General features: G+C 57.1%; 20 protein-coding genes. 8 read left to right on the forward strand and 12 right to left on the reverse strand.

What is annotated here, in order from left to right; genetic code table 11:
• Positions 1-2: 2 nt before the first annotated feature.
• From secD to trpS, 3 genes are all read left to right on the forward strand, one after another.
• Positions 3-1,844 carry a protein translocase subunit SecD gene (gene secD, locus REIFOR_RS13780; protein WP_100258113.1) on the forward strand — a complete coding sequence of 614 codons (1,842 nt, stop codon included), beginning with the start codon at positions 3-5 and terminating at the stop codon, positions 1,842-1,844.
• A gap of 10 nt (positions 1,845-1,854) precedes the next feature.
• Complete coding sequence (gene secF / locus REIFOR_RS13785) at positions 1,855-2,814, forward strand: protein translocase subunit SecF (RefSeq protein ID WP_100258114.1); 960 nt, start codon at positions 1,855-1,857, stop codon at positions 2,812-2,814.
• Between the two features lie 130 nt (positions 2,815-2,944).
• Entirely contained in the window at positions 2,945-3,955 is a 1,011-nt protein-coding gene (trpS, locus tag REIFOR_RS13790; RefSeq protein ID WP_100258115.1) for a tryptophan--tRNA ligase, read from the forward strand.
• Between the two features lie 121 nt (positions 3,956-4,076).
• Here trpS and REIFOR_RS13795 read toward each other — a convergent pair whose 3' ends face one another.
• From REIFOR_RS13795 to REIFOR_RS13805, 3 genes are all read right to left on the reverse strand, one after another.
• The gene (locus REIFOR_RS13795; protein WP_100258797.1) at positions 4,077-4,559 is read right to left on the reverse strand and encodes a GNAT family N-acetyltransferase; all 483 of its coding nucleotides are present in this window, start codon (positions 4,557-4,559) and stop codon (positions 4,077-4,079) included.
• Between the two features lie 122 nt (positions 4,560-4,681).
• Positions 4,682-5,158 carry a LabA-like NYN domain-containing protein gene (locus REIFOR_RS13800; RefSeq protein ID WP_100258116.1) on the reverse strand — a complete coding sequence of 159 codons (477 nt, stop codon included), beginning with the start codon at positions 5,156-5,158 and terminating at the stop codon, positions 4,682-4,684.
• Between the two features lie 104 nt (positions 5,159-5,262).
• Entirely contained in the window at positions 5,263-6,195 is a 933-nt protein-coding gene (locus tag REIFOR_RS13805) for a dienelactone hydrolase family protein (protein ID WP_100258117.1), read from the reverse strand.
• A gap of 234 nt (positions 6,196-6,429) precedes the next feature.
• On the opposite strand from REIFOR_RS13805, the gene REIFOR_RS13810 reads away from it, so the two are divergent.
• Entirely contained in the window at positions 6,430-6,942 is a 513-nt protein-coding gene (locus REIFOR_RS13810; protein ID WP_100258118.1) for an RNA methyltransferase, read from the forward strand.
• 17 nt (positions 6,943-6,959) lie between these two features.
• Here REIFOR_RS13810 and REIFOR_RS13815 read toward each other — a convergent pair whose 3' ends face one another.
• The 5 genes from REIFOR_RS13815 to katG all read right to left on the reverse strand — a co-directional run bounded on the left by REIFOR_RS13815 (position 6,960) and on the right by katG (position 15,035).
• Positions 6,960-7,499 carry a GNAT family N-acetyltransferase gene (locus REIFOR_RS13815; RefSeq protein ID WP_100258119.1) on the reverse strand — a complete coding sequence of 180 codons (540 nt, stop codon included), beginning with the start codon at positions 7,497-7,499 and terminating at the stop codon, positions 6,960-6,962.
• A 58-nt stretch (positions 7,500-7,557) separates the two neighbouring features.
• Positions 7,558-8,304: a pseudouridine synthase gene (locus tag REIFOR_RS13820; RefSeq protein WP_100258120.1), complete on the reverse strand. Its 747-nt coding sequence runs from the start codon at positions 8,302-8,304 to the stop codon at positions 7,558-7,560.
• Positions 8,305-8,343: 39 nt separating this feature from the next.
• Positions 8,344-11,433 (reverse strand): AAA family ATPase, encoded by a 3,090-nt coding sequence (locus REIFOR_RS13825; RefSeq protein WP_100258121.1) that lies wholly within the window; start codon positions 11,431-11,433, stop codon positions 8,344-8,346.
• The gene (locus REIFOR_RS13830; RefSeq protein ID WP_100258122.1) at positions 11,430-12,635 is read right to left on the reverse strand and encodes an exonuclease SbcCD subunit D; all 1,206 of its coding nucleotides are present in this window, start codon (positions 12,633-12,635) and stop codon (positions 11,430-11,432) included. Before REIFOR_RS13830 ends, REIFOR_RS13825 begins: the two co-directional genes overlap by 4 nt.
• Before the next feature lie 243 nt (positions 12,636-12,878).
• Entirely contained in the window at positions 12,879-15,035 is a 2,157-nt protein-coding gene (gene katG, locus REIFOR_RS13835; RefSeq protein WP_100258123.1) for a catalase/peroxidase HPI, read from the reverse strand.
• 372 nt (positions 15,036-15,407) lie between these two features.
• Here katG and REIFOR_RS13840 point away from each other — a divergent pair, with 372 nt between their 5' ends.
• Together REIFOR_RS13840 and REIFOR_RS13845 are read left to right on the forward strand one after the other, a co-directional pair.
• On the forward strand, positions 15,408-16,292 hold the full coding sequence (locus tag REIFOR_RS13840) for an NAD-dependent epimerase/dehydratase family protein (RefSeq protein ID WP_100258124.1): 885 nt from the start codon (positions 15,408-15,410) through the stop codon (positions 16,290-16,292).
• Between the two features lie 97 nt (positions 16,293-16,389).
• Complete coding sequence (locus tag REIFOR_RS13845) at positions 16,390-17,001, forward strand: MOSC domain-containing protein (protein WP_100258125.1); 612 nt, start codon at positions 16,390-16,392, stop codon at positions 16,999-17,001.
• A 12-nt stretch (positions 17,002-17,013) separates the two neighbouring features.
• Here the strand turns inward: REIFOR_RS13845 and REIFOR_RS13850 are convergent, their stop codons facing one another.
• Complete coding sequence (locus REIFOR_RS13850; RefSeq protein WP_100258126.1) at positions 17,014-18,000, reverse strand: NAD(P)-dependent alcohol dehydrogenase; 987 nt, start codon at positions 17,998-18,000, stop codon at positions 17,014-17,016.
• Positions 18,001-18,190: 190 nt separating this feature from the next.
• Between REIFOR_RS13850 and earP the strand changes: the two genes are divergently transcribed.
• Both earP and REIFOR_RS13860 read left to right on the forward strand, forming a co-directional pair.
• Complete coding sequence (gene earP, locus REIFOR_RS13855; protein ID WP_100258127.1) at positions 18,191-19,324, forward strand: elongation factor P maturation arginine rhamnosyltransferase EarP; 1,134 nt, start codon at positions 18,191-18,193, stop codon at positions 19,322-19,324.
• A gap of 45 nt (positions 19,325-19,369) precedes the next feature.
• The gene (locus REIFOR_RS13860) at positions 19,370-19,942 is read left to right on the forward strand and encodes an elongation factor P (RefSeq protein ID WP_100258128.1); all 573 of its coding nucleotides are present in this window, start codon (positions 19,370-19,372) and stop codon (positions 19,940-19,942) included.
• A gap of 65 nt (positions 19,943-20,007) precedes the next feature.
• On the opposite strand, the gene REIFOR_RS13865 is transcribed toward REIFOR_RS13860, so the two are convergent.
• Genes REIFOR_RS13865 through uraH form a run of 3 tightly spaced genes read right to left on the reverse strand, consistent with a single transcriptional unit; the run spans position 20,008 to position 22,924 of the window.
• Entirely contained in the window at positions 20,008-21,219 is a 1,212-nt protein-coding gene (locus tag REIFOR_RS13865) for a urate hydroxylase PuuD (RefSeq protein ID WP_100258129.1), read from the reverse strand.
• Positions 21,220-21,232: 13 nt separating this feature from the next.
• Positions 21,233-22,585, reverse strand: coding sequence for a guanine deaminase (guaD, locus tag REIFOR_RS13870; RefSeq protein ID WP_100258130.1), 1,353 nt, complete (start codon positions 22,583-22,585; stop codon positions 21,233-21,235).
• A gap of 3 nt (positions 22,586-22,588) precedes the next feature.
• Positions 22,589-22,924, reverse strand: a complete 336-nt coding sequence (gene uraH, locus REIFOR_RS13875; RefSeq protein WP_100258131.1) for a hydroxyisourate hydrolase — start codon at positions 22,922-22,924, stop codon at positions 22,589-22,591.
• Between the last annotated feature and the right edge of the window lie 59 nt (positions 22,925-22,983).

The following is a 22,983-nucleotide window of genomic DNA, read 5'->3' on the forward strand; positions in this document are numbered from 1 at the left end:
CCATGCTAAATAAATACCCGTTGTGGAAATATCTAATTATCGGCTTCATTTTGGTCATTGGCGTCTACTACAGCCTGCCCAACCTGTACCCCAATGATCCAGCCGTACAAATACGTGCTACCAAGGCGGGCGTCATCGTCAACAACAATACCTTGGCACAGGCCACTGCGGCCTTAGATGCAGCGCAAATCCAATATTTCGGTGCCGATGTGCAGGCTCAATCGCTGCTTATCCGCGTCAACAGCAATGAAGATCAACTGCTCGCTAAGGCCGCCTTGCAGGTTGGCCTGGGCAGTGACTATATAATCGCCCTGAACCTGGCCCCGACGACGCCCCAATGGCTCTCGGTGCTCGGCGGCAAACCCATGGCCTTGGGCCTAGACCTGTCCGGTGGTGTGCATTTCCTGATGGAAGTGGACATGGACAAGTACATCGGCAATCGCTTGGCCAACTTTGAAGCGGACATCAAGCGCAGCTTGCGTGAAGAGGGTATCCGCTATCGCGCCGTCAATGTGACCGGCAGTGACAGTCTCCAAGTGGTTCTGGTCGACAGCGCCTTCCGCGATCAAGCCAAGACTTGGTTGAAGCGTAACGTCCCCGAGTTCCTCTATTCCGATACCGAGGTACGTGAGTTACCCTCGCTCAATCTGGTCTTGACCGAAACGGCCATCAGCGCCATGGAAGACTATGCGATTAAGCAAAACCAAACCACGCTGAGCAACCGAGTCAATGAGATTGGCGTCGCCGAGCCACTGGTTCAGCGTCAGGGTCGTAACCGAATTGTGGTTGAATTACCCGGCGTGCAAGATACCGCCAGCGCCAAAACCATTTTGGGCAAGTCCGCTAACTTGGAATACCGTCTGCAATCCAAAGACGGTAATGGTGACCTCTTTACCTTTAAAGATAGCAGCCGCACGGTCATGCTGGAAAAAGACATAATTGTGACCGGCGACAGCGTCACCAATGCCTCAACCACATTCGACGAGAATGGTACCGCGGCCGTTTCGGTCACGCTTAACAGCGCCGGCGGCGCGCGCATGGGCGAGACCACCAAGAACAATCTTAAGCAACCGATGGGCGTGGTCTTTATCGAACAGAAGTCTGAGCTGCTCGGCTATGAGACCATCAACGGTGAGCAGGTGCCGCAATATCGTAATTTTGAAGTACGCGAAATCATTTCGCTGGCGACCATTCAGGGCATCTTCTCGTCCAACTTCCAGGTCACCGGCCTCGATAGTCCGGAAGAAGCCTCGGAACTGGCGCTGCTGTTGCGCGCCGGCGCCCTGGCCGCACCGATGACCTTTGTGGAGGAACGCACGGTGGGCCCGAGCCTGGGTGCTGAAAACATCGCTAAGGGTTTGGAGAGCGTGGTGATCGGCTTTGGCTTGGTCATACTCTTTATGATTGGTTTTTATAAGGTCTTTGGCGTCTTTGCCAGCGTCGCGCTCTCGGTTAACCTGATCTTGGTGACCGCGGTTATGTCGATCCTCGGTGCCACCCTGACCCTGCCCGGCATTGCCGGCATCGTCTTAACGGTCGGTATGGCGGTCGACGCCAACGTGTTGATCTTCTCGCGCATTAAAGAGGAACTCGCCCTCGGCCGACCGATCCAGACCGCCATCGACGCCGGTTACAACCGCGCCTTTGTGACCATTCTGGATGCCAACATCACCACTCTGATCGTTGCCGTGATCCTCTACGCCATCGGCACCGGTTCAGTCAAGGGCTTCGCCGTGACCCTCTCGGTCGGTATTATTACCTCGATGTTTACCGCCATTATGCTAACCCGCGGCCTGACCAATCTGGTCTATGGCGGCCGAGTTGTCACCAAGTTACCCATTTAAGGAGACCAGTATGTCTGAAGTGAAAGTGCTCGACTTTATGGGTAAACGCAAAATAGCCCTGTTTCTGTCCGCCGTCCTATTGCTGGTCTCGGTGCTATCTCTGGCGACCCGCGGCCTCAATTTCGGCCTCGATTTCACCGGTGGCGCGCAGATTGAATTGGGCTTTGAACGCAGTGTGGATGTTGAACTGATCCGCTCTACCCTGGTCGATGCGGGCTACAAAGATGTCGCGGCGCAGTATTTCGGCAATAACACCGATGTGCTCATCCGCATGCAGGAAGACAACAACCCGGCTCTGGGTGAGGAAGTTCTCAGCTTGGTGCAAGCCATGCGCGACGACGTCAGCTTGCGCCGCAACGAATTTGTCGGCCCTCAGGTCGGTGAAGAACTGGCCAACCAGGGCGGCATCGGCATGCTGGTCGCCTTGGGCTTGGTGATGCTCTATATCGCCTTTCGTTTCCAATTTAAGTTTGCCATCGGCGCCGTGGTCGCCTTGGTACACGATGTGCTGATTGTGCTCGGGTTTTTCTCCCTGACCCAGATGGCGTTCGACCTCACGGTGCTCGCCGCGGTGTTGGCTGTGATCGGGTACTCGTTGAACGATACCATTGTGGTCTCTGACCGGATCCGCGAAAGCTTTCAGACCTTGCGCAGTAACGATATCTCGTACCTGATCAATATTTCGCTGACGCAAACGCTGGGCCGAACCATTATCACCTCCTTCACCACGGTCTTGGTGCTACTCGCCTTGGCGGTGCTCGGCGGTGAGATGATCTTTGCTTTCGCCATCGCCTTAATCGTCGGCGTGGCGATCGGTACCTACTCGTCAATCTATGTCGCCGCCAACATCCTGATGCTAATGAACATCTCGAAAGAGGATTTGATCCCGCAAGAGCGCGAGCAAGTCGATCAGGATGAGGTGCCCAGCTGGCTTAAAGATGAAGGCAACGAAGCCGACGAAAAACCTTAGTCAGGCGCGCCATTGCAGAGCCGAAGGCCGGTCTTAGACCGGCCTTTTTTATTGTTTCCGCCAGTTGCCCGGCACTTGTCGCTTATAGTACAGTGCTGGGCATAGGCCTTACTGATTAGACGAAACCAACATGACAACAACACGTGTACTAACGGGTATTACCGCCACCGGCAACCCCCACCTGGGTAACTACGCCGGCGCCATACGCCCTGCTATCTTGGCCAGCCAAAGCGCCAATGCCGAGTCCTTTCTTTTTTTAGCCGACTACCACGCCCTGATTAAAAGCCATGAACCGGCGCTGATCCGTGAGTCCGCGCGCTCGATTGCGGCCACCTGGTTGGCCACCGGCCTGGACCCGAATCGGGTGACCTTTTACCGCCAAAGCGATGTCCCCGAAATACTCGAGTTGTGCTGGATTCTGACCACCATCACCGCCAAGGGCCTGATGAATCGAGCGCATGCCTATAAGGCCGCGGTGCAGGATAATTTGTCGGGCAGCGAAGCTGATGCCGACAAGGGTATCGAGATGGGTCTGTTCAGTTACCCGATCCTGATGACGGCCGACATCCTGATGTTCAATGGCCAGAAAATACCGGTCGGCAAAGACCAGGGCCAGCACATCGAAATGGCGCGTGATATTGCCCAGCGCTTTAATCATCTCTACGGCGAGACCTTCAGCCTGCCCGAGGCGGTGATCGATGAAACGGCGATGATTATTCCTGGCCTGGACGGTCGCAAGATGTCCAAGAGCTATGGCAATACCATCCCGTTATTCGAAGACGAAAAGAAATTCCGTAAGTTGATCAATAAGGTGCAAACCAACAGTCTGATGCCCGGTGAGCCGAAAGATCCGAATGGCTGTACTCTGTTTGCCATCTACTCGGCCTTTACTGGCCCAGCCGAGCAAGCGGCCTTGCGTCAACGCTATGCCGATGGCATCGGTTGGGGCGAGATGAAGCAGTTCCTGTTTGAGTTTTTAAACGAGGAGCTCAAGGACAAGCGCCAGGAATACAACCGACTGATGGCCGATCCGATTCAACTCGATCGATTATTGCAGACCGGTGCCGATAAGGCCCGTCTCTATGCCAGCCCATTCCTGCGTGAGATCCGCAGCAAGGTCGGCATCGGTCCCTTGGCCTAATCAACAGCGGTCCTGATCAACATCGATCCTAATCAACACGGTGCCTGATCAAGCCAATAGCCAGCCAATAAAAAATCCCGCAGCCGCGGGGTTTTTTTTGTCTGATGATCGCCCCTTGAACTTACAGGCTCTTCTGCCAAAACTCGGCATGGCCTATGCTGGGGTCGAGGGCATAGCCTTCATAACCAAACTTAAGGTAGGCATTTTTGGCCACCTGATTGCCGCTCAGTACCTCCAAGGTGACCTTGCAACAGCCGCGTTCACGCGCGATGACTTCGACTTCGGCGAGCAACAGCTGACTCAAGCCCAAGCCACGAAATGCACTGCCCACCGTCATATCGTGAACATTCACCAGGGGTTTACATTTAAAGGTCGAAAAGCCGGTAAAGCAATTGGTCAGGCCCGCCGCCACGCCATCGACATAGCAAAGGATGCTGAAGGCGCCCGGAAAGTCCCGCAGCGCATCCACTAGATGGTTTTGGCTGTGAGCCGATAAGTCTTCAGCGCCACCCATTGGATCGCAGGCATAGTCGTTGAGCAGCCTGATTAGATCGCTCGCCTGTGCGCTGTTATGGTAATCCACTCGAACTAATTCCGTGCTCATCTCGTTCTCCTCGGCGATGATAATACAGATATAGACGACCAACTGCCCCGCAGAGGGCGGACCAATAGCGCCAAAAATTTGCTCTAAAAGCTAACAATACAACTTACCCTGGCAGCAGAGCCCTAGCCCAGCAACAGAGCCTCATCGATGGCGATAAAACGGTTGGCGGCGTCCATCAGGGCCTTGGCGGTGAGCTTGGGCACACCATAGACCTCAACCGTTTTACCATGGCTCTGGCGGATCTTGTCGACCAGAATGGCAAAGTCGCCATCACCGGAGACCAGCACCACGATATCGGCCTGTGCCGCCGCCTCGAGCGCGTCGATGGTAATACCGACATCCCAGTCGCCCTTGGCTGAACCATCGGCCCGTTGAATAAAGGGCTTAAGCTTTACCTCAAAACCGATGGCGCGCAAAATATTTTGAAACTGGCGTTGCTTCTCGTCGCCCCGGTCGACGGCATAGGCATAGGCCCCGACTACCTGACGATTGGTCGTGGCGGCGGCCCAGAAGCCGTTGTAATCAAAGTTTTTCCGATAGGCGCTGCGCGTGGTGTAATAGACGTTTTGCACGTCGACTAAAATTGCGACCGTTTCCATAGAGCCCTACAGCAAAAAAAACCAAATACCAGTGTACCTTGAGTCCCGGTCGCGGACAAAAAAACGGCCGCTTGCACGGCCAACTGGATTCAGGGGAACCCTACTCAGCTGAGCTGAGCTTTAAAAAAATCAACCGTGCGTTGCCAGGCCAATTCCGCCTCGGCTTCGGCATAGCGGCCGGTCGAGTCGTTATGAAAACCATGGTTCACGCCGTCGTATATATAGGCGTTATAGTCGACGCCATTGGCTTTCAGAGCCTCTTCATAAGCAGGCCAAGAGCCATTGACTCGATTGTCCAAGGCGGCAAAATGCAGACTCAACGGGGCCTTTACGCGACTGCGCAGCGCCTCGGCCGGCGGTGTGCCATAGAAGGGCGCACCGGCGTTCAAATCATCGGGCAGCGCTGCGGCCAACATATTGACCACATAGCCGCCGTAGCAGAAGCCCACCGCGCCGAGTTTGCCATTACTGAGCTCATGATTTTTGAGGAACAGGGCCGCGGCAATAAAGTCTTCTTCCAACTTGGCTTTATCGAGTGAGCCTTGCATCGCTCTACCCTCATCATCATTGCCGGGATAGCCGCCCAGTGGATAAAGGGCATCCGGTGCAAAGGCGATAAAACCGAGCATGGCCAAGCGGCGGGCGACATCCTTTATGTAAGGATTCAGGCCACGGTTTTCATGTATCACCAAGACCACTGGCGCGGTGCCGTTCAGCTCTTTCGGCGTAACCAAATAGCCCTGGCACTCGCCATAGCCCTTCGGTGAGGCGAACTTGGTGTAGGTTGCCTTGATACTGGCGTCATTAAACGAAACCTGTTCGGCCGCGGCGTAGTTCGGCATCAGTGCCGCGGTCAGCACGCTCATACTGAAACCCAGTGCCGTAAGGCCCGCCAGCCGTGCCATAAAGGTGCGCCGATCGATCAGACCGTGGGCGTATTCGTCGTACCAGTTAAAGGCTTCTTGCGGGATGGGCCGTGCCACTGAGTTGTCATTGGTGGTTACCGGGATAGGTTGCAGGGATCGTGTTAAGGTCATGTTTCTCACTCCGTTTCAGGGAACAGGGTTTAATCGAGTTTAGGCAGGGAAACAACCGGTGAGCGCGACGCTATCTGCTCACTTCCGTGCCGAAGTTAATTTTACGAGCAGTCCGAAGAGGCAGATCAAAATTTAGTCAGAATATTCTTTTTAGTCAAATCTTGGCCCGCGACCCTGTTCCCATCGCCTGCTTTAGCTATACTGCCCAACCGATCGCGAGCAAAGGTTTACCGCATGACCCAAAGCCTAACCCTGGTTGCCCTAACCAACCCCAAAAGCCCTACCAATGTCGGCTCGGTGTTGCGCGCAGCAGGCTGTTTCGGTGTCGACGAGGTGCTCTACAGTGGCACCCGCTACGATATGGCCAAGAAGTTCCAGACCGACACCAAGGGCGTGCACAATAGGATCCCATTGACCCATGTCGAGGATTTTTTTTCCGCACCCAGCGCGCCGCTGACCCGAGTCTGTGTCGATCTGATTGAGGGCGCCACGGCCTTGGGGGATTTTGTGCACCCGGAGCGGGCACTCTATATCTTTGGACCGGAAGATGGCTCGCTCAGCCAAGCCGTAATCGACCAGGCCGATGCAGTCGTTTACATCCCCACCATCGGCTGCCTGAATTTAGCCGCGACGGTGAATATTGTGCTTTATGATCGGGCCGCTAAACTAAATTTAGTCCCGGGTGGCGATCGCCTAATCCAAACCAGTCGCGACACCAATAACAAGACCAACCACGGCGGTCGATAAGGCTCGACCGAGAATCTCTAGGCCGAGTATTCCGATGCCAGTAGCGAATAGATGGCGTGATCGACAAAGTGCGTGTAGAGCCACTCGCACTGGCGCAGACTGCCCTCGTATTGAAAGCCCAGACGCTCCGGAATCGCCCGGCTTTTGTGATTGTGTACCGCACAGTGAATTTCAATCTTATTGAACTTTAACTCGCTAAAGCCGATGCGCAATAGTTCCCGCACCGCGGTGCTGACCACGCCCTGCCCGCTGCTGCCTTGCGCCAGCCAATAGCCGATCGAGGCCGAGCCATGCATTTTTTTCACCGCATGAAAACCGGCGACTCCGCACAGTTTATTGTGATGAAACAAGGCAACGTTCGGCACCCCGTCGCGGGTGCTTTGTTGGCCCACCGATTGCACGAAGGCGGCGCTATCTTGCAGGGATTGAATATGATCCAACCATGGCAACCATTGGCGCAGATGCGCGCGATTGGCCTCGGTCAAATCATAGAGCCGTTGGCTATGCGCCGCGCTGAGCGGTTCCAGGGCAACATTATTGGCGAGTTCAATTCTCATTATGGCCATCCTAACTGTTGATTAATGCGCCCCGAGCCTACTCCCTGGGGCGCCAAATTCAATCCACAAACAGGCCCAACTCGGACGCTGTCAAGTCGCGCCATTGGCCTTCGGCGAGATCCGTTGCCAGCGGACTGGTCCGGTCAGCGTCCGGGCCGCCGTTCAGATAGAGCCCCCCGATGCGGAACCGATGCAGGCTCAGCACCGGATTGCCCATGCGGCCAAACATCCGTTTAATTTGGTGGTACTTGCCCTCGGTCAACACCAGATCGGCGACGCGATCGGCGACGATGGTCAGGATCACCGGGGCCGTGGTGCTGTCTTCGAATTCAAAGTACATGCCGGCGGCAAAGGCCTGAATATAGTCCGGCGTGATCGGATGAGTCACCCCGACCCGATAGTGCTTGGCGACCTTGGTCTCCGGCGCGCTGAGCCGCTTCGACCAGCGACCGTCGTTGGTCAGCAACATCAAACCGGTGGAGTTCAGGTCGAGGCGGCCGGCCAGGTGCAGGCCGGGGATGGCTGGGCCGTCGATCAAATCCAGAACCGTGCGGTGAATCGGGTCCTCGGTGGCACTGACCACGCCGACCGGCTTGTGCAGCATCCGGTAGACTCGCTGCCGCTCTTGCAACAGCTGCCCCTGGCAGCTGATAGTAGAGAAACTATCGATCTGCAGCGCGGCATCGGATACCCACTGACCGTCGACACAAATCTGCCCTTGGGCCAGCAATGGCTTGACTTGGCGCAGACTGATTTGACAGGCCTTGCTGATAAACCGATCGAGCCGGCCGCGTTTAGCGACCATTCAAAAGACTCCCACTGGCATGCAAAAGACACCCATCGATCATAAAACCCCCACTACAGCAATCCGGCTGCCCAGTGGCGACGGCTCTATATCGATGCGCAGTTGCATCTGTTCGCGCATCTCGCTGACGTGTGAAATCACCCCGATGGTGCGCCCGGTTTTACGCAGGTCAATCAGGGTTTGCACGGCCAGTTCGAGCGATTCCATATCCAGCGAGCCAAAGCCCTCGTCGATAAACAACGTCTCCAGGCGAATGCCACCGGAATAGCTCTGCACCACGTCGGATAAGCCCAGCGCTAAGGCCAGTGCCGCCATAAAGGACTCACCCCCGGACAGGGTATTGGCCGGCCGAGTGGCGCTGGAGTAAGCGTCTTCAATCTCCAGTTCCAGACCCGAGGTCTTATTGCCCTTGCTGCGCTCCAGTTTGCGTTTGAGAATATAGCGGCCCTTGCTCATCAGCTGCAAGCGCTGGCTGGCCTCGCGCAGAACATCGTCCAGCAAGACCCCAAGCACAAAGCGTTGCAGGCTAATACGATTGCCGCTTTGACCACTGGCGACATCCGACAGGGTGCCGTAAATGCGGTAATCGGCCTCAACTTGCGCCAAGTCCCCTTGGTTTTTCTGCAACAACTTACTGACCCGCAGCAGTGAGTCGCGCTCGCTGGTGGTCGCGCTCAAACCTTGGCGAGCCAGATTCTTCTGCGCATCGGCGGCCTCGAGTGCCTGCGCTAAGGCCGGCAGATCGGGTCGGCTGTGCTGCGCCAGTTCTCCTTCGCTTTGGGCCATGCGGCCGGTCAGTTCGGCGACGCGCTGATGATAGGCCTTGAGCTCGGCCACCAATGCCGAGAGCGGGCCGTCCTCGAGCAGAGCGGCCTGAAACAAGGCCACGCTGGCGAAGCCGGCCTGGCTCAGCTGTGCAGCCCAGGTCAGTTGGCGTTGCTCGATATCGGTGGTTAAGGTTGCGATACGGCTCAGTCGATCGGCCTGCAGAGACTGCTGACTGACCAACTGTCGCTGCACGCCCTGCAACGCTTGTTGACTGCTTAGATAGCGACTGTCGATCTGTGCAATCAACTGCGCCAGCCGATTCAGTTGGTCGGCTACTCGACCCGGCTCGCGGTCCGCCTCAGGGATTTGCTGTTCCAGTTGCTGCACCGCGGCACGGTATTCAGCCTCGACCTGCACACATTGATCACGGTTTAGGGTAGCCCGACTCAGGGCGGCATCGAGTTCGAGCCGCTCGTTGTCGCCCGCTTCGATCTGCGCCAGTTCACTCTGCTGCTTGTGCTGCACCACCAGCAACTGTTGGATCTGTTGGTTGAGGCTGTGCCATTGCGCCCGAAACCAATCGATCGATTGCTCGGCCTGCGCGCCGATCTCGGCCCACAGTTCGTCGGCCCGCTGCTGCTGTTGCGTCAGGGCAAAGGCCTGCTGTTTTACCCGAACCTGCACCGCCGCGACGCCCTGCTGGGCTTGGCCGGCTAGGGCGCGCACTCGATCCAGCTCGGTCTTGGTGGTGAGCACCGCCCCGGCGGCCAGGTGTGCCGGGTTGGGATGCGTCAGGCTGCCACAGACCAGACAGGCTTGATCATCATTGAGCTGACGCGCCAATTCCGCGGCCTGACCCTGATGCCAGGCCAGCTCGGTCTGTTTGGCGCTGAGTTCGGCCTGCTCTGCCGCGCGCTCGGCTTGGCCGAGCAGCAGTTGGTCTTGGCTGAGTTGCTCCTGGCCCTCGCTCAGGCTGGTTTGCAGATCGTGCCACTGCTTCTTCAATAGCCCCTGGCGTTTGCAGTGCTCCAGGTCGACCTTGAGCTGCGGCAGTTGCTGCAGTTGACGGCCCTGCTCGTGCTGCAATGCATCCAGTTGCGCGCGCTGTTCCTGCAGGAGCCGTTGCCGATCGGTTATCTGACCTACTGCCTGAACGGCCTGGGCGCTATTGGCTTGAGCGCGCTGCATCTGGGCCAGCTGTTCGGTCAAGGCTTGCAGGCCTTGCTGTTTCGCCTGCCAGGCCGACAGTTCGGCCTTATGGGCGTCGAGGTGTTGCCAGTCTTGCGCGGCCGCGCTGAATCGACTCTGCGCCAGCGTTTGGTCTGTACTAAGCTGTACGATTTGAGCGCCGAGCTGCTGCTGTGCTGCTTGTTCCTGCAGCAATCGATCCTGTTGGTCAATCAATGTCCGCTGATAGGGCGCAATGGCGCGTGCCGCCTCGGCTTGCTGCAGACGAACGGCCTGCTCTTGCATGCTGGGGGCCTGGGCCATCAGCTCGGCCTGCTCAAGCTGCAAACGCTCGTATTGGGCAAACTTATCGGTCAGGCTATTGGCCTGCGCCACGGCCTGTGCGGCTGCGGCCGCCACGACCTCGGCCTGCTGAAACGCCGCCTGTTCGGCGAGGAAACGCGGTTCGAGTTCGGCCAGCTGCAAGACTAGGCTCTCACCATCGCTCAGATGCACCGAGGCCAAGAGCCCCTCGGCGTGATCGCGCAGGCTTTTGCGTTCGCTGCGCAACTGGGCCGACTCGCTTTTGAGCCGGTCTTCGATCTGTTTGAAAATTTGCGTCTGAAACAGCTGACTGAAGATCTGCTCGCGCTCGTCTGAGTCGGCCAAGAGCAACTTGCGAAATTGCCCCTGGGGCAACACCATCACCTGGCGAAACTGCTCGGCACTCAGACCGGTAGTGGTTTTGACCCATTCATTGATCTCCTTGATGCCCTTGAGCGCCAGGAGGCTGGCTTGGCTTTCATCGAACGGCGCGACAAAATCGGCCGCGGCGATACGATAGACCGAGCCACTGGGCGCGCGCAGCGTGGTGCCCGCGCCGACCTTCTTGGCCACTTCCTGCTGTGGCCGGCGGTAAATGCGATAGACCTGGTCGGCCAGACTGAAGTCGAACACCACCTCGGTGTCCAAGTCGGGGGCGGACAGATCGCAGCGCATAAAGACGGCTTCGCGTTCATTGCCAGTACTCTGGCCATAGAGGGCAAAACAGATGGCATCGAGCACGGTGCTCTTGCCGGCGCCGGTTGGGCCGTTAATCAGAAACAGCGGATTGACACCGAGTGCCTGGAAGTTGATCCGCTCGGTCCCGGCAAAGGGACCAAAGGCCTGGATCGACAGCTGAATAGGTTTCATGATGGCTCTCCTGGGCTCGCGCTTGCGCCGCCTGGTTCAACCGGCGCACTCGTCCGGGATTCGCTCTGATGCAGAGCGCCAATCACCCGCGCCAAGGCCTCGCTTTGGGCCGGTAGCATGGCCTCGCCCAGCGTTTGTTGAAAGAAGTCGGCAAAGAGCTCGAATTCACTGCGCTTGAGCTGTTCTTTTGACAGCGACCCGAGCGGGTTGTCGACCATCACGCCGGGCTTTTCCAGATGCAGTAGGTTCGGGTAGAGGCCGCGTAACTTGCCCATGGCATCGAGAATTGCGGTCTTGTCGGTCAGGCGAATCAGCAGGTAGTCGTCGGACTGCGGGTCGTCAAAGGCAGCGGCCACTATGGTGTCAAACGTCCCTTCGATGATGCGCATGCCGCGTTGCGCGACCAAGGCTTCGGTGCGGATCTGGGCGGGTTGGCCCGGAAGCAGATCGATAATAACCACGCCCTTGTCCTGGCTCACTTCGGAGAAGCTGTATTTGAGCAGCGAACCGCAATAGCGGATCTGCTCCTGACCGCGAAACTGCGGTGCGTGCAAATGGCCAAGCGCGACATAGTCGAAATCGGTCATCGGCTGCCAACTCACCGTATCGGCGCCGCCGATCGACAGCGGTCGCTCCGACTCACTGACCAGCGCACCGCCGACAAAGCAATGACTGAGCAATACATTTATCGTGCCCGGCGCGTCTTGCGCAAGGTGCTTGCGAATTTCATCCACCAGATAGCTATGGGCCGCATCGAAGCTGTGCACCGGCACCTGAAACTGGTGCCGGACCCGCTCCGGTGTACAGAACGGAATACCGTAAAAGTGCACGCTCTGACCGGCCCGTTCAATCACCACCGGCCGAGTGATATGGTCCAGATCGCTGATAATATGCAGGCCGGCAGACTGCAGTAGATCGGCGCCAAAGCCCAAGCGCTCGGCCCCATCGTGGTTGCCACTGATCATCACCACCGCAACCCCCATCTCCAAGCACAGAGTCGACAGCGTCTCATTCAACAGCGCGACCGCTTCGGCCGGCGGCACCGACCGGTCATAGACATCGCCGGCGATCAACACCACATCACAGGCCTCGGTGCGCACGCGCTCAATCAGCTGGTGCAAGACATGGCGCTGATCCTCGAGCAGGCTGACATTGTGGAATTGTCGGCCGAGATGCCAGTCGGAGGTGTGCAGCACGCGCATAGGAGGTTCCAATGGGGTAAGAGCGGCTACTATAGGCAGGCGATGAGCTGCACGCAATAATTCGCTCGAATGCTGGTCAGCAATGCGACCTAGGCTGCACAGGGTGCCCGGTAGCAGATTTGGCCTGAAATGGGCCCGACCGGAGAAAAGGGATAAGCAATAATTAGGGGATCGATCTAGGTGGGTAAGCACCCAGATCGATGCCCCGCGCCGCAAATGTTGCCGGCACGGGGTGGGCTGGACTTACGCTAGATCGAAGCGATCCGCGTTCATCACCTTGGTCCAGGCGGCAACAAAGTCCTTAACGAACTTTTCTTGATTATCATCCTGGGCATAGACCTCAGCATAAGCACGCAGTATCGAGTTGGACCCGAACACCAGATCGACCCGGGTCGCCGTCCACTTGACGGTGTCCGTTGCCCGCTCGCGGATTTCATAGAGATTATCTCCGGTTGGCGCCCAGCGATAATTCATATCCGTTAGGTTCACGAAAAAATCGTTGCTCAACGCGCCTTCACGATCCGTCAACACACCGTGTTTGCTGCCGCCATGATTGGTACCCAGAACGCGCATACCGCCCACCAGCACGGTCATCTCGTGCGCCGTTAGGCCCATCAGTTGGGTGCGTTCGAGCAGTAACTCTTCCGCGCTCACGGCGTAGTCCTGTTCAAGCCAGTTACGGTAACCATCAAAGATGGGTTGCAAGACCTCAAAGGAGTCGACATCGGTCAGCGCCTGGGTAGCGTCGCCGCGCCCGGGAGAAAACGGCACCTGGGTTGGGAAGCCGGCGGCCTTGGCGGCCTGTTCAACACCAACGTTCCCGGCGAGCACGATAACATCCGCCACGCTGGCACCGCACTCGCTGGCTATCGGTTCAAGCACGGCGAGCACCTTGGTCAAGCGTGCCGGTTCGTTGCCGGGCCAGTCTTTCTGAGGCGCTAACCGGATGCGAGCCCCGTTGGCACCGCCGCGCATGTCCGAACCGCGATAGGTCCGTGCGCTGTCCCAGGCGGTGGACACCAGTTCGCCGATACTCAGGCCGCTGGCCACGATTTTGGCCTGCACGGCCTGGACATCGAAGTCGACTCGACCGGCGGGCACCGGATCTTGCCAAATAAGATCCTCACTGGGCACATCCGGACCGATGTAACGGGCCTTGGGGCCCATATCGCGGTGCGTCAACTTAAACCAAGCGCGTGCGAAGACATCGGCGAAGTGGCCTGGATCTTGGTAGAAGCGTTCCGAGATCTTACGATATTCCGGGTCCATCTTCAGGGCCATATCGGCATCGGTCATGATCGGGTTGCAGCGGATCGACGGATCTTCCACATCCACCGGCATGTCTTGCTCTTTAATGTTGATCGGTTGCCACTGCCAAGCACCGGCTGGGCTCTTTTTCAGTTCCCACTCATAGTTGAGCAACAGGTCGAAATAGCCGTTGTCCCATTCGGTTGGGTGCGTCGTCCAAGCGCCTTCAATACCGCTGGACAGGGTGTCGCGACCCACGCCGCGAGTGGTCTTGTTTAACCAACCCAGGCCCTGATCATCGATACCCGCGCCTTCTGGTTCCGGTCCCAATAGATCCGGACTGCCGTTACCGTGCGCCTTGCCAACGGTGTGACCGCCAGCCGTTAAGGCCACGGTTTCTTCATCGTTCATGGCCATGCGGGCAAAGGTGGCGCGCACGTCTTGAGCGGTCTTGAGCGGATCCGGATTACCGTCCACGCCTTCTGGATTGACATAGATCAGACCCATCATCACCGCGGCGAGTGGGTTGACGAGATTACGGTCGCCCGAGTAGCGGCTATCGGGATTATCGGTTGGGGCAAGCCATGCTTTTTCGGCACCCCAATAGATGTCCTTTTCTGGATGCCAAATATCCGCCCGGCCGAAGGCGAAGCCGAAGGTCTTCAGACCCATAGACTCATAGGCCATGGTACCGGCATAGGCAATCAAATCGGCCCAGCTGAGCTTGTTGCCGTATTTTTTCTTAATTGGCCAGAGCAAACGACGCGCCTTATCTAGGTTGACGTTATCCGGCCAAGAATTAAGCGGCGCAAAGCGTTGGTTGCCGGTTCCGGCTCCGCCTCGACCGTCGGCGCTGCGGTAGGTCCCGGCCGCATGCCAGGACATACGAATCATCAGGCCACCGTAATGGCCCCAATCTGACGGCCACCAATCTTGGCTGCTGGTCATCAAGGCGTGTAGGTCTTGCTTTAAGGCGGTTGTATCGAGTTTGGTGACCTCGTGCCGATAGTTAAAAGCGGCGCCCATCGGGTTGGTCTTAGTATCATGTTGGTGCAGAATGTCTAGGTTGAGCGCCTTAGGCCACCATTCAACGTTTGACGTACGGCTTACTGTGGCACCACCGTGCATCACCGGACACTTGGATTCTGACATCGGTTAATCTCCTGTTTCGTGTTTAAAAAAACATCCTCTACCAGTCCGACCGAATGTCGCAGTGATAGTACAAGCTCCCTTCCTCTATTTGATATTTTTTTACTATTAAATATATTTCATCGATAGCCTAAGACTATTTTGTATTTTTATCCAATAGCGACTAAAAGGTAGCCCAACTATTGCGCCAATGCCATCGACCCAGATCAACCTTAAACACCTTGCAGGCCCTCCTCGCCTCTATGGCCGACAGGTCACCTAGGTTCTCGACAACACCGCCCTAGGTTTCGACTAAAGATGGGCAGGATTAACGTGGTCAAAATGCGGCTGTAGGTCTATTCTAGACACCTCTTTCAGTCGCTCAGGAATCAAGCCATGCGAATCTTATTCACCGGCGGCAGTGGCAAGGCCGGCAAACATGCGATCGCGCATTTACTCGAGCAGGGCCACCGTGTCACCAATGCGGACCTAATGCCGCTTGATCTGCCTGGCGTTGATTCGCTACGAGTTGATCTCACCGATGCGGGCCAAGTCTTCAACGCCCTGCACGCCTATGCCGGTTTTGATGAGCTTGAATCCGGCACCGGCGTGCCGAGCTATGATGCGGTCGTGCACTTTGCCGCGATCCCATGCATTCTGATTCGGCCCGACAACGAAACCTATCGCATCAATACGCTAAGCACCTATAACGTGCTCGACGCGGCCGTTAAGTTGGGCATTCGCAAAGTCATCTTTGCCTCCTCGGAAACGACCTACGGCATCTGCTTTGCCGATGGTGATAAAAAACCCGACTACATTCCCATCGATGAAGATCACCCGACGATTCCGCAAGACAGCTATGCCATGTCGAAGGTGGTTAACGAGATCACCGCCCGCTCGTTTCAAGCCCGGAGCGGTTTTGATATTTACGGCTTGCGCATTAACAATGTGATTGAGCCGCACGAATACGCGACCAATTTCCCCGCCTTCTTAGACCAGCCTGAGCTGCGCCGGCGCAATATCTTTGCCTACATCGACGCCCGTGACCTCGGTCATATGGTCGACTGTTGTCTTAAAACCGATGGCCTAGGCTATGAAGTTTTTAATGTCTCAAACGACGATCTGTCGGTCGGCATTAGCAATCAGGCTGTTATCGAACGTTTCTATCGGGGCGTGCCGCAAAAGCGCGACATGGGTCCCAATGAGACGTTCTATGCCAATAACAAGGCCAAACGACTGGTCGGCTTTGCACCGCAACACTCCTGGCGCGACGTGCTCTAGGCAGCGGCGATGCGCAGCGGTCCGGCAACGGACGCTGCTCGTTGTGGGCCTAGTGACCACCACCATTACTATTGCATAGCCAGCCTGAGAACCTCCATTGAATATCAGCAACTTAGCTCACTACACCCTTGATGGCACTGCTACTTCGAGCCAAACGCTAGAGCTGTCGCTCAGCGGCATAGTCGCCCATCAAGACACCCACCCTTGGCGACAAATTCTATTTGTGCCCCAAGCAACCTTGGATGGCTTTGCGCTCTCGGCCACCGCGCTCAGAGCCAACGTGGTTATTCGGGGCAGCACCAATATTCATGACCTACCTTCGGGCACTGTGATCACCATCGGCGCGGTCAAAGTCCGCCTAACCTTTCACTGTGAACCGTGCAAGAAGATCACCGGTGTGGTTAGTACCAAGGCGATTTTGCACCAGCGTGGTTATTTTGGCCAAGTCATCCAGCCGGGTTTGATTTCATGGGACGATAAGATTGCGGTCAGCGCGGAACGAATGCCGGCCATACCCTATGCGGTGGCAGATCGGGTGCGCTGGTACCTTGCTCAACAGAGCGAGCCAATGACTGCCAGCCAATTGCTCCGGGATTTGGGTGTGCCACTCAGCTATTGCCGAGCGTTGCCCAATATTATTCGCAATCGGCCCGATATCGATCCGGCGCAAATCATCTATGCCTCGGCCCGAAAGAAGCCATCCAGATAACAGCGCATACTCTCACGATTCGGCTGTGCCGATCTGTATCACCACACTGCCTAGGCGTTGTTCGGACTCCACTCGCCGATGCGCATCGACCGCCTCACTCATCGGATACACTCGGTCCACCACAGCCTTTAATTCGCCGGTGCTGAGCATCTGCTGCAAGCAGTGTAATTCTGCGCGAGTTTCACCGGCAAAGGCGAACAGGGCTCGCTGGCTTGAAAATATTGAGGTCACAACGGACTGCAGCATTTTCAATAGGGTCGGGTTAGCCATCAGATATCGGCCCTTCGGACGCAGCGCGCGCATCGTGCGGCCATAGGGACTGGACGCCACCATATCCAAGATAACGTCATAGCTGGCCGGACTCTGGCGAAAGTCGGTCTGACGATAATCGATCACCCGATCGGCGCCAAGCCCGCGCAGTAGCGCGGCCTTGGTGCCGCTGTCGACGGCGGTGACCTGCGCACCCCGTTGTTTGGCGATTTGCACGGCATAGGTTCCGATGCTGCCACCGGCACCATTGATCAATACATGCTCGCCCGCTTGAATGCCCGCCCGATCCATAAAATGCAGCGCATTCAAGCCACCGAGTGGCACCGCGGCCGCCTCGGCATAGGACAGGCCATCGGGAATGGTGGCCAGGGTGTAATCACTCGGCAGACACAGGTATTCGCCATAGGCGCCAAAGCGCAGCTGGCTGGAGCCAAACACCCGCTCCCCGGGTGCGAAATTTTGCACCGCCGCACCCACCTGAGTAATTTGCCCGGCAAAATAACCGCCCAAGATCTGCCGCTTGGGTTTGCGGATGCCCAGGGCAAGCCGCAATGGCAGCCAGAACCATTGCACCGGAAAGTGGAAGCTGCGCAACTCACAGTCGGATTTGGTCGCCTCTGCGGCATGCACTCGGATCAACACTTCATTCGCCAACGGACTCGGGGTCGGTCGGTCGGCCAACTGCAGTACCTCGGCAGCGCCGTATTGACGGTAGATAATTGCTTTCATCGGTTGTTCTCCTTGCAACAGGTACCTGATTTGCTAAGGGTAGCATAGCGGCTCAACAACGCAGGACAACACAGATGCCTCACCCGCGTGACGCGGCCGCACCTGGGCGGTAAGATGCTGACCTGCACCACACCGCTGACCCAGGTCGTGGGACGGTCACTCACCCCTTACTTCATTAGAGCAGGTTTTTATGCGTACTCGCTGGGACATCTTTTGCCGTGTTGTCGATAACTTTGGCGATATCGGGGTGACTTGGCGCTTGGCGCGCCAATTGGTCGCCGAGCAGGATATGGCCGTCTGCCTTTGGGTCGATGATCTGAATGCCCTCTGCCCGCTCTGCCCGGAGGCCGATGCCAACCTCGATCAACAAAGCCTGAGCGGCGTTACCGTCAAACAGTGGCCAACCCAGTGGCCCGGTGCCGAGGCCGCCGATGTGGTCATCGAGGCCTTCGCGTGCGATTTGCCAGCCGCCTATATAGCCGCCATGGCCGAGCGTGAGCGACCCTCGCTATGGCTCAACCTGGAATATCTCAGCGCCGAAGACTGGGTTGAGGGCTGCCACGGTCTGCCCTCACTGCAAGCCAAGGGCTTACACAAGTTCTTCTTCTTTCCTGGCTTTAGTGCCCAAACCGGCGGTCTATTACGCGAGGCCGATCTGCTCGATCGCCGGCGCGCGTTTCAAAGTTCGCCGACGGCTCGGGTGCAGTTTTTACAGGGTTTGGGCGTGGAGATTGCGCCGACAGAGCGGCTGATGAGTCTCTTTGGCTATGAAAATAGCGCCTTGCCTAGCTGGCTCGACTGTTTGGCCAGCGACACCGAAGCGACCCTGCTGCTGGTGCCGGCTGGGCGTCTCGATGCCGAGCTGCAGCAATGGCTGAGGATTGCCGATTGGCCCGTTGGCGCGCGCGCTGTGCGTGGCCAACTCACGGTGCAAAAGATTCCCTTTGTCAGTCAACTCGATTATGACCGGCTCCTGTGGAGCTGCGACCTCAACCTGGTGCGCGGCGAAGACTCCTTTATCCGCGCCCAGTGGGCCGGCCGGCCGCTGCTCTGGCATATCTATCCGCAACAGGAGCAGGCCCATCTGATCAAGTTAGAGGCCTTTTTACAGCATTACTGTGCCGCTCTGTCTCCCGCTGCCCAACAGACCGTGCAAGCCCAATGGCAGGCCTGGAATTGCGGCGAGCCGATGACCCAAAGTTGGTTGGCGGTGCAGATGGTTTGGCCAGAATTGACCGATCACGCCGAAAAATGGTGCCAAAGGCTGGCAAAACAACAAAATATGTCCCAAGCCCTAGTACAGTTTTACCTAAATTGGTTATGATGCGGCTCCAGGAAATTAGTCTTCCCATGCCAATCGGACATAATTATGAAAACCGCACAAGAAATGAAGCCCAATAGTGTGGCACTGATCGACGGCCAGCCGTGGCTGATTCAAAAAGCCGATTTCACCAAATCCGGCCGTAACAGCGCCATTGTTAAGATGAAACTCAAGAATCTGCTGACCGGCTCCTCGACTGAGACCGTGTTCAAGGTGGATGACAAGCTGGAACCGGTCATTCTCGACAAGATCGAAGTTTCCTACTCTTACAACAGTGACTCGGTCTACGTGTTTGTCGATGCTGATTATAACCAGTATGAACTCGATGCCGACGACCTGGAAGCTGTCTTACCCTTTATTGTCGATGGTATGACCGACCTCTGTGTCGCGATCTTTTTCGAAGGCAAGGTCATTTCGGTCGACCTGCAGACCACGATCGTGCGTCAACTGACCTACACCGAAGGATCTGCCCGCGGCGATACTTCCGGCAAGGTGATGAAACCGGCGCAACTGTCCAACGGCACCGAAATCAAGGTACCGGATTTCTGCAATATCGGCGACTGGATCGAAATCGATACCCGTACCGGTGAGTACAAGTGTCGCGCTAAAGCTCCGGTCTAATAACCGGCGCGGCCGTCAAACCCTAAAAGCCCGGTCTGTGTACCGGGCTTTTTTGTGTCGATCGATTAGCGCGCTAGAGCCACTAACCATTGGCCCAATTGGTCGCGCTCGGCCTGGGTCATCTGGGTCAGATTGCCGAGCGGCATATCCTTGTTCACCACCGCCCGAGTGCGGATCTTATCGGCACTGAGCTGAACCTGGGCCAAGGTGTCCAACAGGTAACCGGCCGGCGCCGTACTAAACATGTTCGACCGCGGATTACTGCTGTGGCATTCGGTGCACCGCAAGTCGATTAGCTTCATCGCCTGCTCATCGCTCATCAGACTGGTCGAACTGGTCGAACTGGTCGAACTGGCGCTCCGATTCAGTTCCGACCAGGGCGCAATGGCCACCATGATCGCTAAGAAGGCCACCAAGCCGCCGATCAAAACCAGCGGTTTGACCTCACCGCGATGCCGTAAATTGAAAAAGTGGCGAATCCACATACCATCGACAAACAGCGCCATCAGCACCAGCCAGCCGAAGGGATGGCTGTAGGTGAAGGCAAAGTGATTGCTGAGCATAATAAAGATCACCGGTAGGGTCGCGTAATTGTTGTGGATCGAGCGTTGCTTGCCACGAATCCCAGGACCGGGGCCGGGCACCCGTCCGGCGGCAATTTCGCTGACCATAAAACGCTGGCCGGGAATAATGGTGGTGAAGACATTGGCCGCCATGCAGGTACCGATCAGCGCGCCGATGTGAATATAGGTCGCCCGATCCGATAGAAACTGGTCCAGTGCCCAGGTCCAGGCCGTCAACAGCAGGGTCACCGTGACGGTAAACCACAGGCCCTGCTCCACCAGCCGGGTGCGGCACAGGCCTTCGTAAACGATGAATCCGACTAGAATACTGCCGATCGACAGACCGATGGCACTGGCCGCACCGATGGCGGATTTCGAGGCATCGAGCAGATAGGCGTCGGCACTGACGTAGTAGAGCAAGGTCAATAGCAACGCGCCACTGATCCAGGTGGTGTAGGCTTCCCATTTAAACCAGTGCAGGCGGCTCGGCATCTGTTCCGGCCCGTGCTGATATTTGGCCACCTCATAGAAACCGCCGCCGTGCACGGCCCATAGATCCCCCTTAATACCCTTCTGCTTCTTCCACTGCGGCGGCTCCTGCAAATTATTGTCGAGCCAAATAAAATAGAACGAGGCACCGATCCAGGCGATGCCGGCGACAACGTGAAAGTAACGCAAAATCAGGTGCAGCACTTCGAGAAAATAACTCGCCATCGGTTTAACTCGCTTAGGTTGAGGGCCCGGCTATCGGGTCAGTGACTGGCGGCACCCAAGTGCCGGCCGGGTCTTTGCTGACCCGCTCACCCATGAGGTAGGTTGCGGCAATGGAACGGTCATCGCCGAGCATCATCAGGGCGAACAGCTTATCGTGCAGGCTGTGGCTCTGTGCGAGGCGAAATTCTAGAAACGGCGTGGCGGCCCAATCGAGCACCACTATGTCGGCTTCAACACCAACCTCGAGTTGGCCGATGGTGCCTTCCAGATCGAGCGCTCGGGCGCCCCCGAGCGTGCTCAGATACAGGCCTTCGAAGGCCGACAGCTTATTGCCCAGGAGCTGCTGCACCTTATAAGCTTCGTTGTAGGTCTGCAGCAATGAGAAGCTGCTGCCGCCGCCGACATCGGTGCCCATGCCGACGGTGATCTTGTGCTCGCGCACCGCCTTCAGGTTAAACAGCCCGGAGCCAATAAAGAGGTTCGAGGTTGGGCAGTGGGCGATGGCCGTATCATGGTCGTGAATCGCCGTGAGCTCGCGTTCATTGAGATGAATACCGTGCGCCAGCACACTGCGTTTGCGCAGCAGGCCAGCATCTTCATACAAGCCGACGTAGTCGGCCGACTCCGGAAACAACTCTTTCACCCACTCACATTCCTGCAAATTTTCCGACACATGGGTCTGCATATAGACATCGGGATACTCGGCCATCAGGTCGCGACAGGCGGCCAATTGTTCCGGTGTCGAGGTCGGTGCAAAGCGCGGTGTCAGCGCATAGGCCAGGCGGCCGCGGCCGTGCCACTTGTCGATCAGGGCCTTGGATTGGTGATAACTCGACTCGGCGGTGTCTTGCAGCGCCGGCGGGCAATTACGATCCATCATCACCTTGCCGGCGATCAGGCGCATATTCTTAGCCTCGGCCACCTCAAACAGAGCCTCGACCGACTGCGGGTGCACGGTGCCAAAGACCAATGCCGTGGTGGTGCCGTTGTTAAGCAGTTCGGTGGTGAAAATTTTCGCGATTGCGCTGGCATGGGCTGGGTCGGCGAACTTCTCTTCAGCGGGAAAGGCGTGTTCGGTCAGCCAGGTCAGCAGCTGTTCGCCATAGGCGGCGATCATTTCGGTTTGCGCGAAATGGACATGGCAATCGATCAGACCGGGGATAATGAGCTGCCCGGTGTGACGCTGAAGGGTAAAGCCGCTCGGGTACTGGCTGAGTATCTCGGCCTCAGGCCCGCGCGCGACAATCAGGCCATCGATAATAACCAGCGCGCCCTGGGCCTGATAACGCACCGCATGCTCGCCCACAACGGCCGGATCATCGGTAAAGTCGAGTAGATCGCCACAGAGTATGACTCGGTTGTGCATCGCTTAACTGCCCCTATAGGTTGAATAGCCAAAGGCCGTGAGCAGCAAGGGTATATGGTGATGGCGCTCGTCCCGGCGCTGAAAACAGATTTCGACCCAAGGAAAAAAGGCCGACTCACCCAGGTAGGTCTCGGTGTCGAAGCGCAGTCGATAAAGACCGAAGGGTAACTGGGCATCGTTGAGCGCCCAATTGAAAATACGTCCGTCGGCATCGGTCTGCTGGGTGTCCAGTTCCTGCCAGTGCTGATCGATCTGCACCGACAGCGTCACGGCAACGTTCGCCGCCGGCAGGCCTAGGCTGGTGTCGAGTATATGGGTGGTGATTAAACTCTTGCTCATAACGGGCTTCTTGTTAGGTCAGTCAGGTAGATCGTCGGCTCGACGGTATCACAGCGAGC

Source organism: Reinekea forsetii (genome assembly GCF_002795845.1).
GTDB lineage: Bacteria > Pseudomonadota > Gammaproteobacteria > Pseudomonadales > Natronospirillaceae > Reinekea > Reinekea forsetii.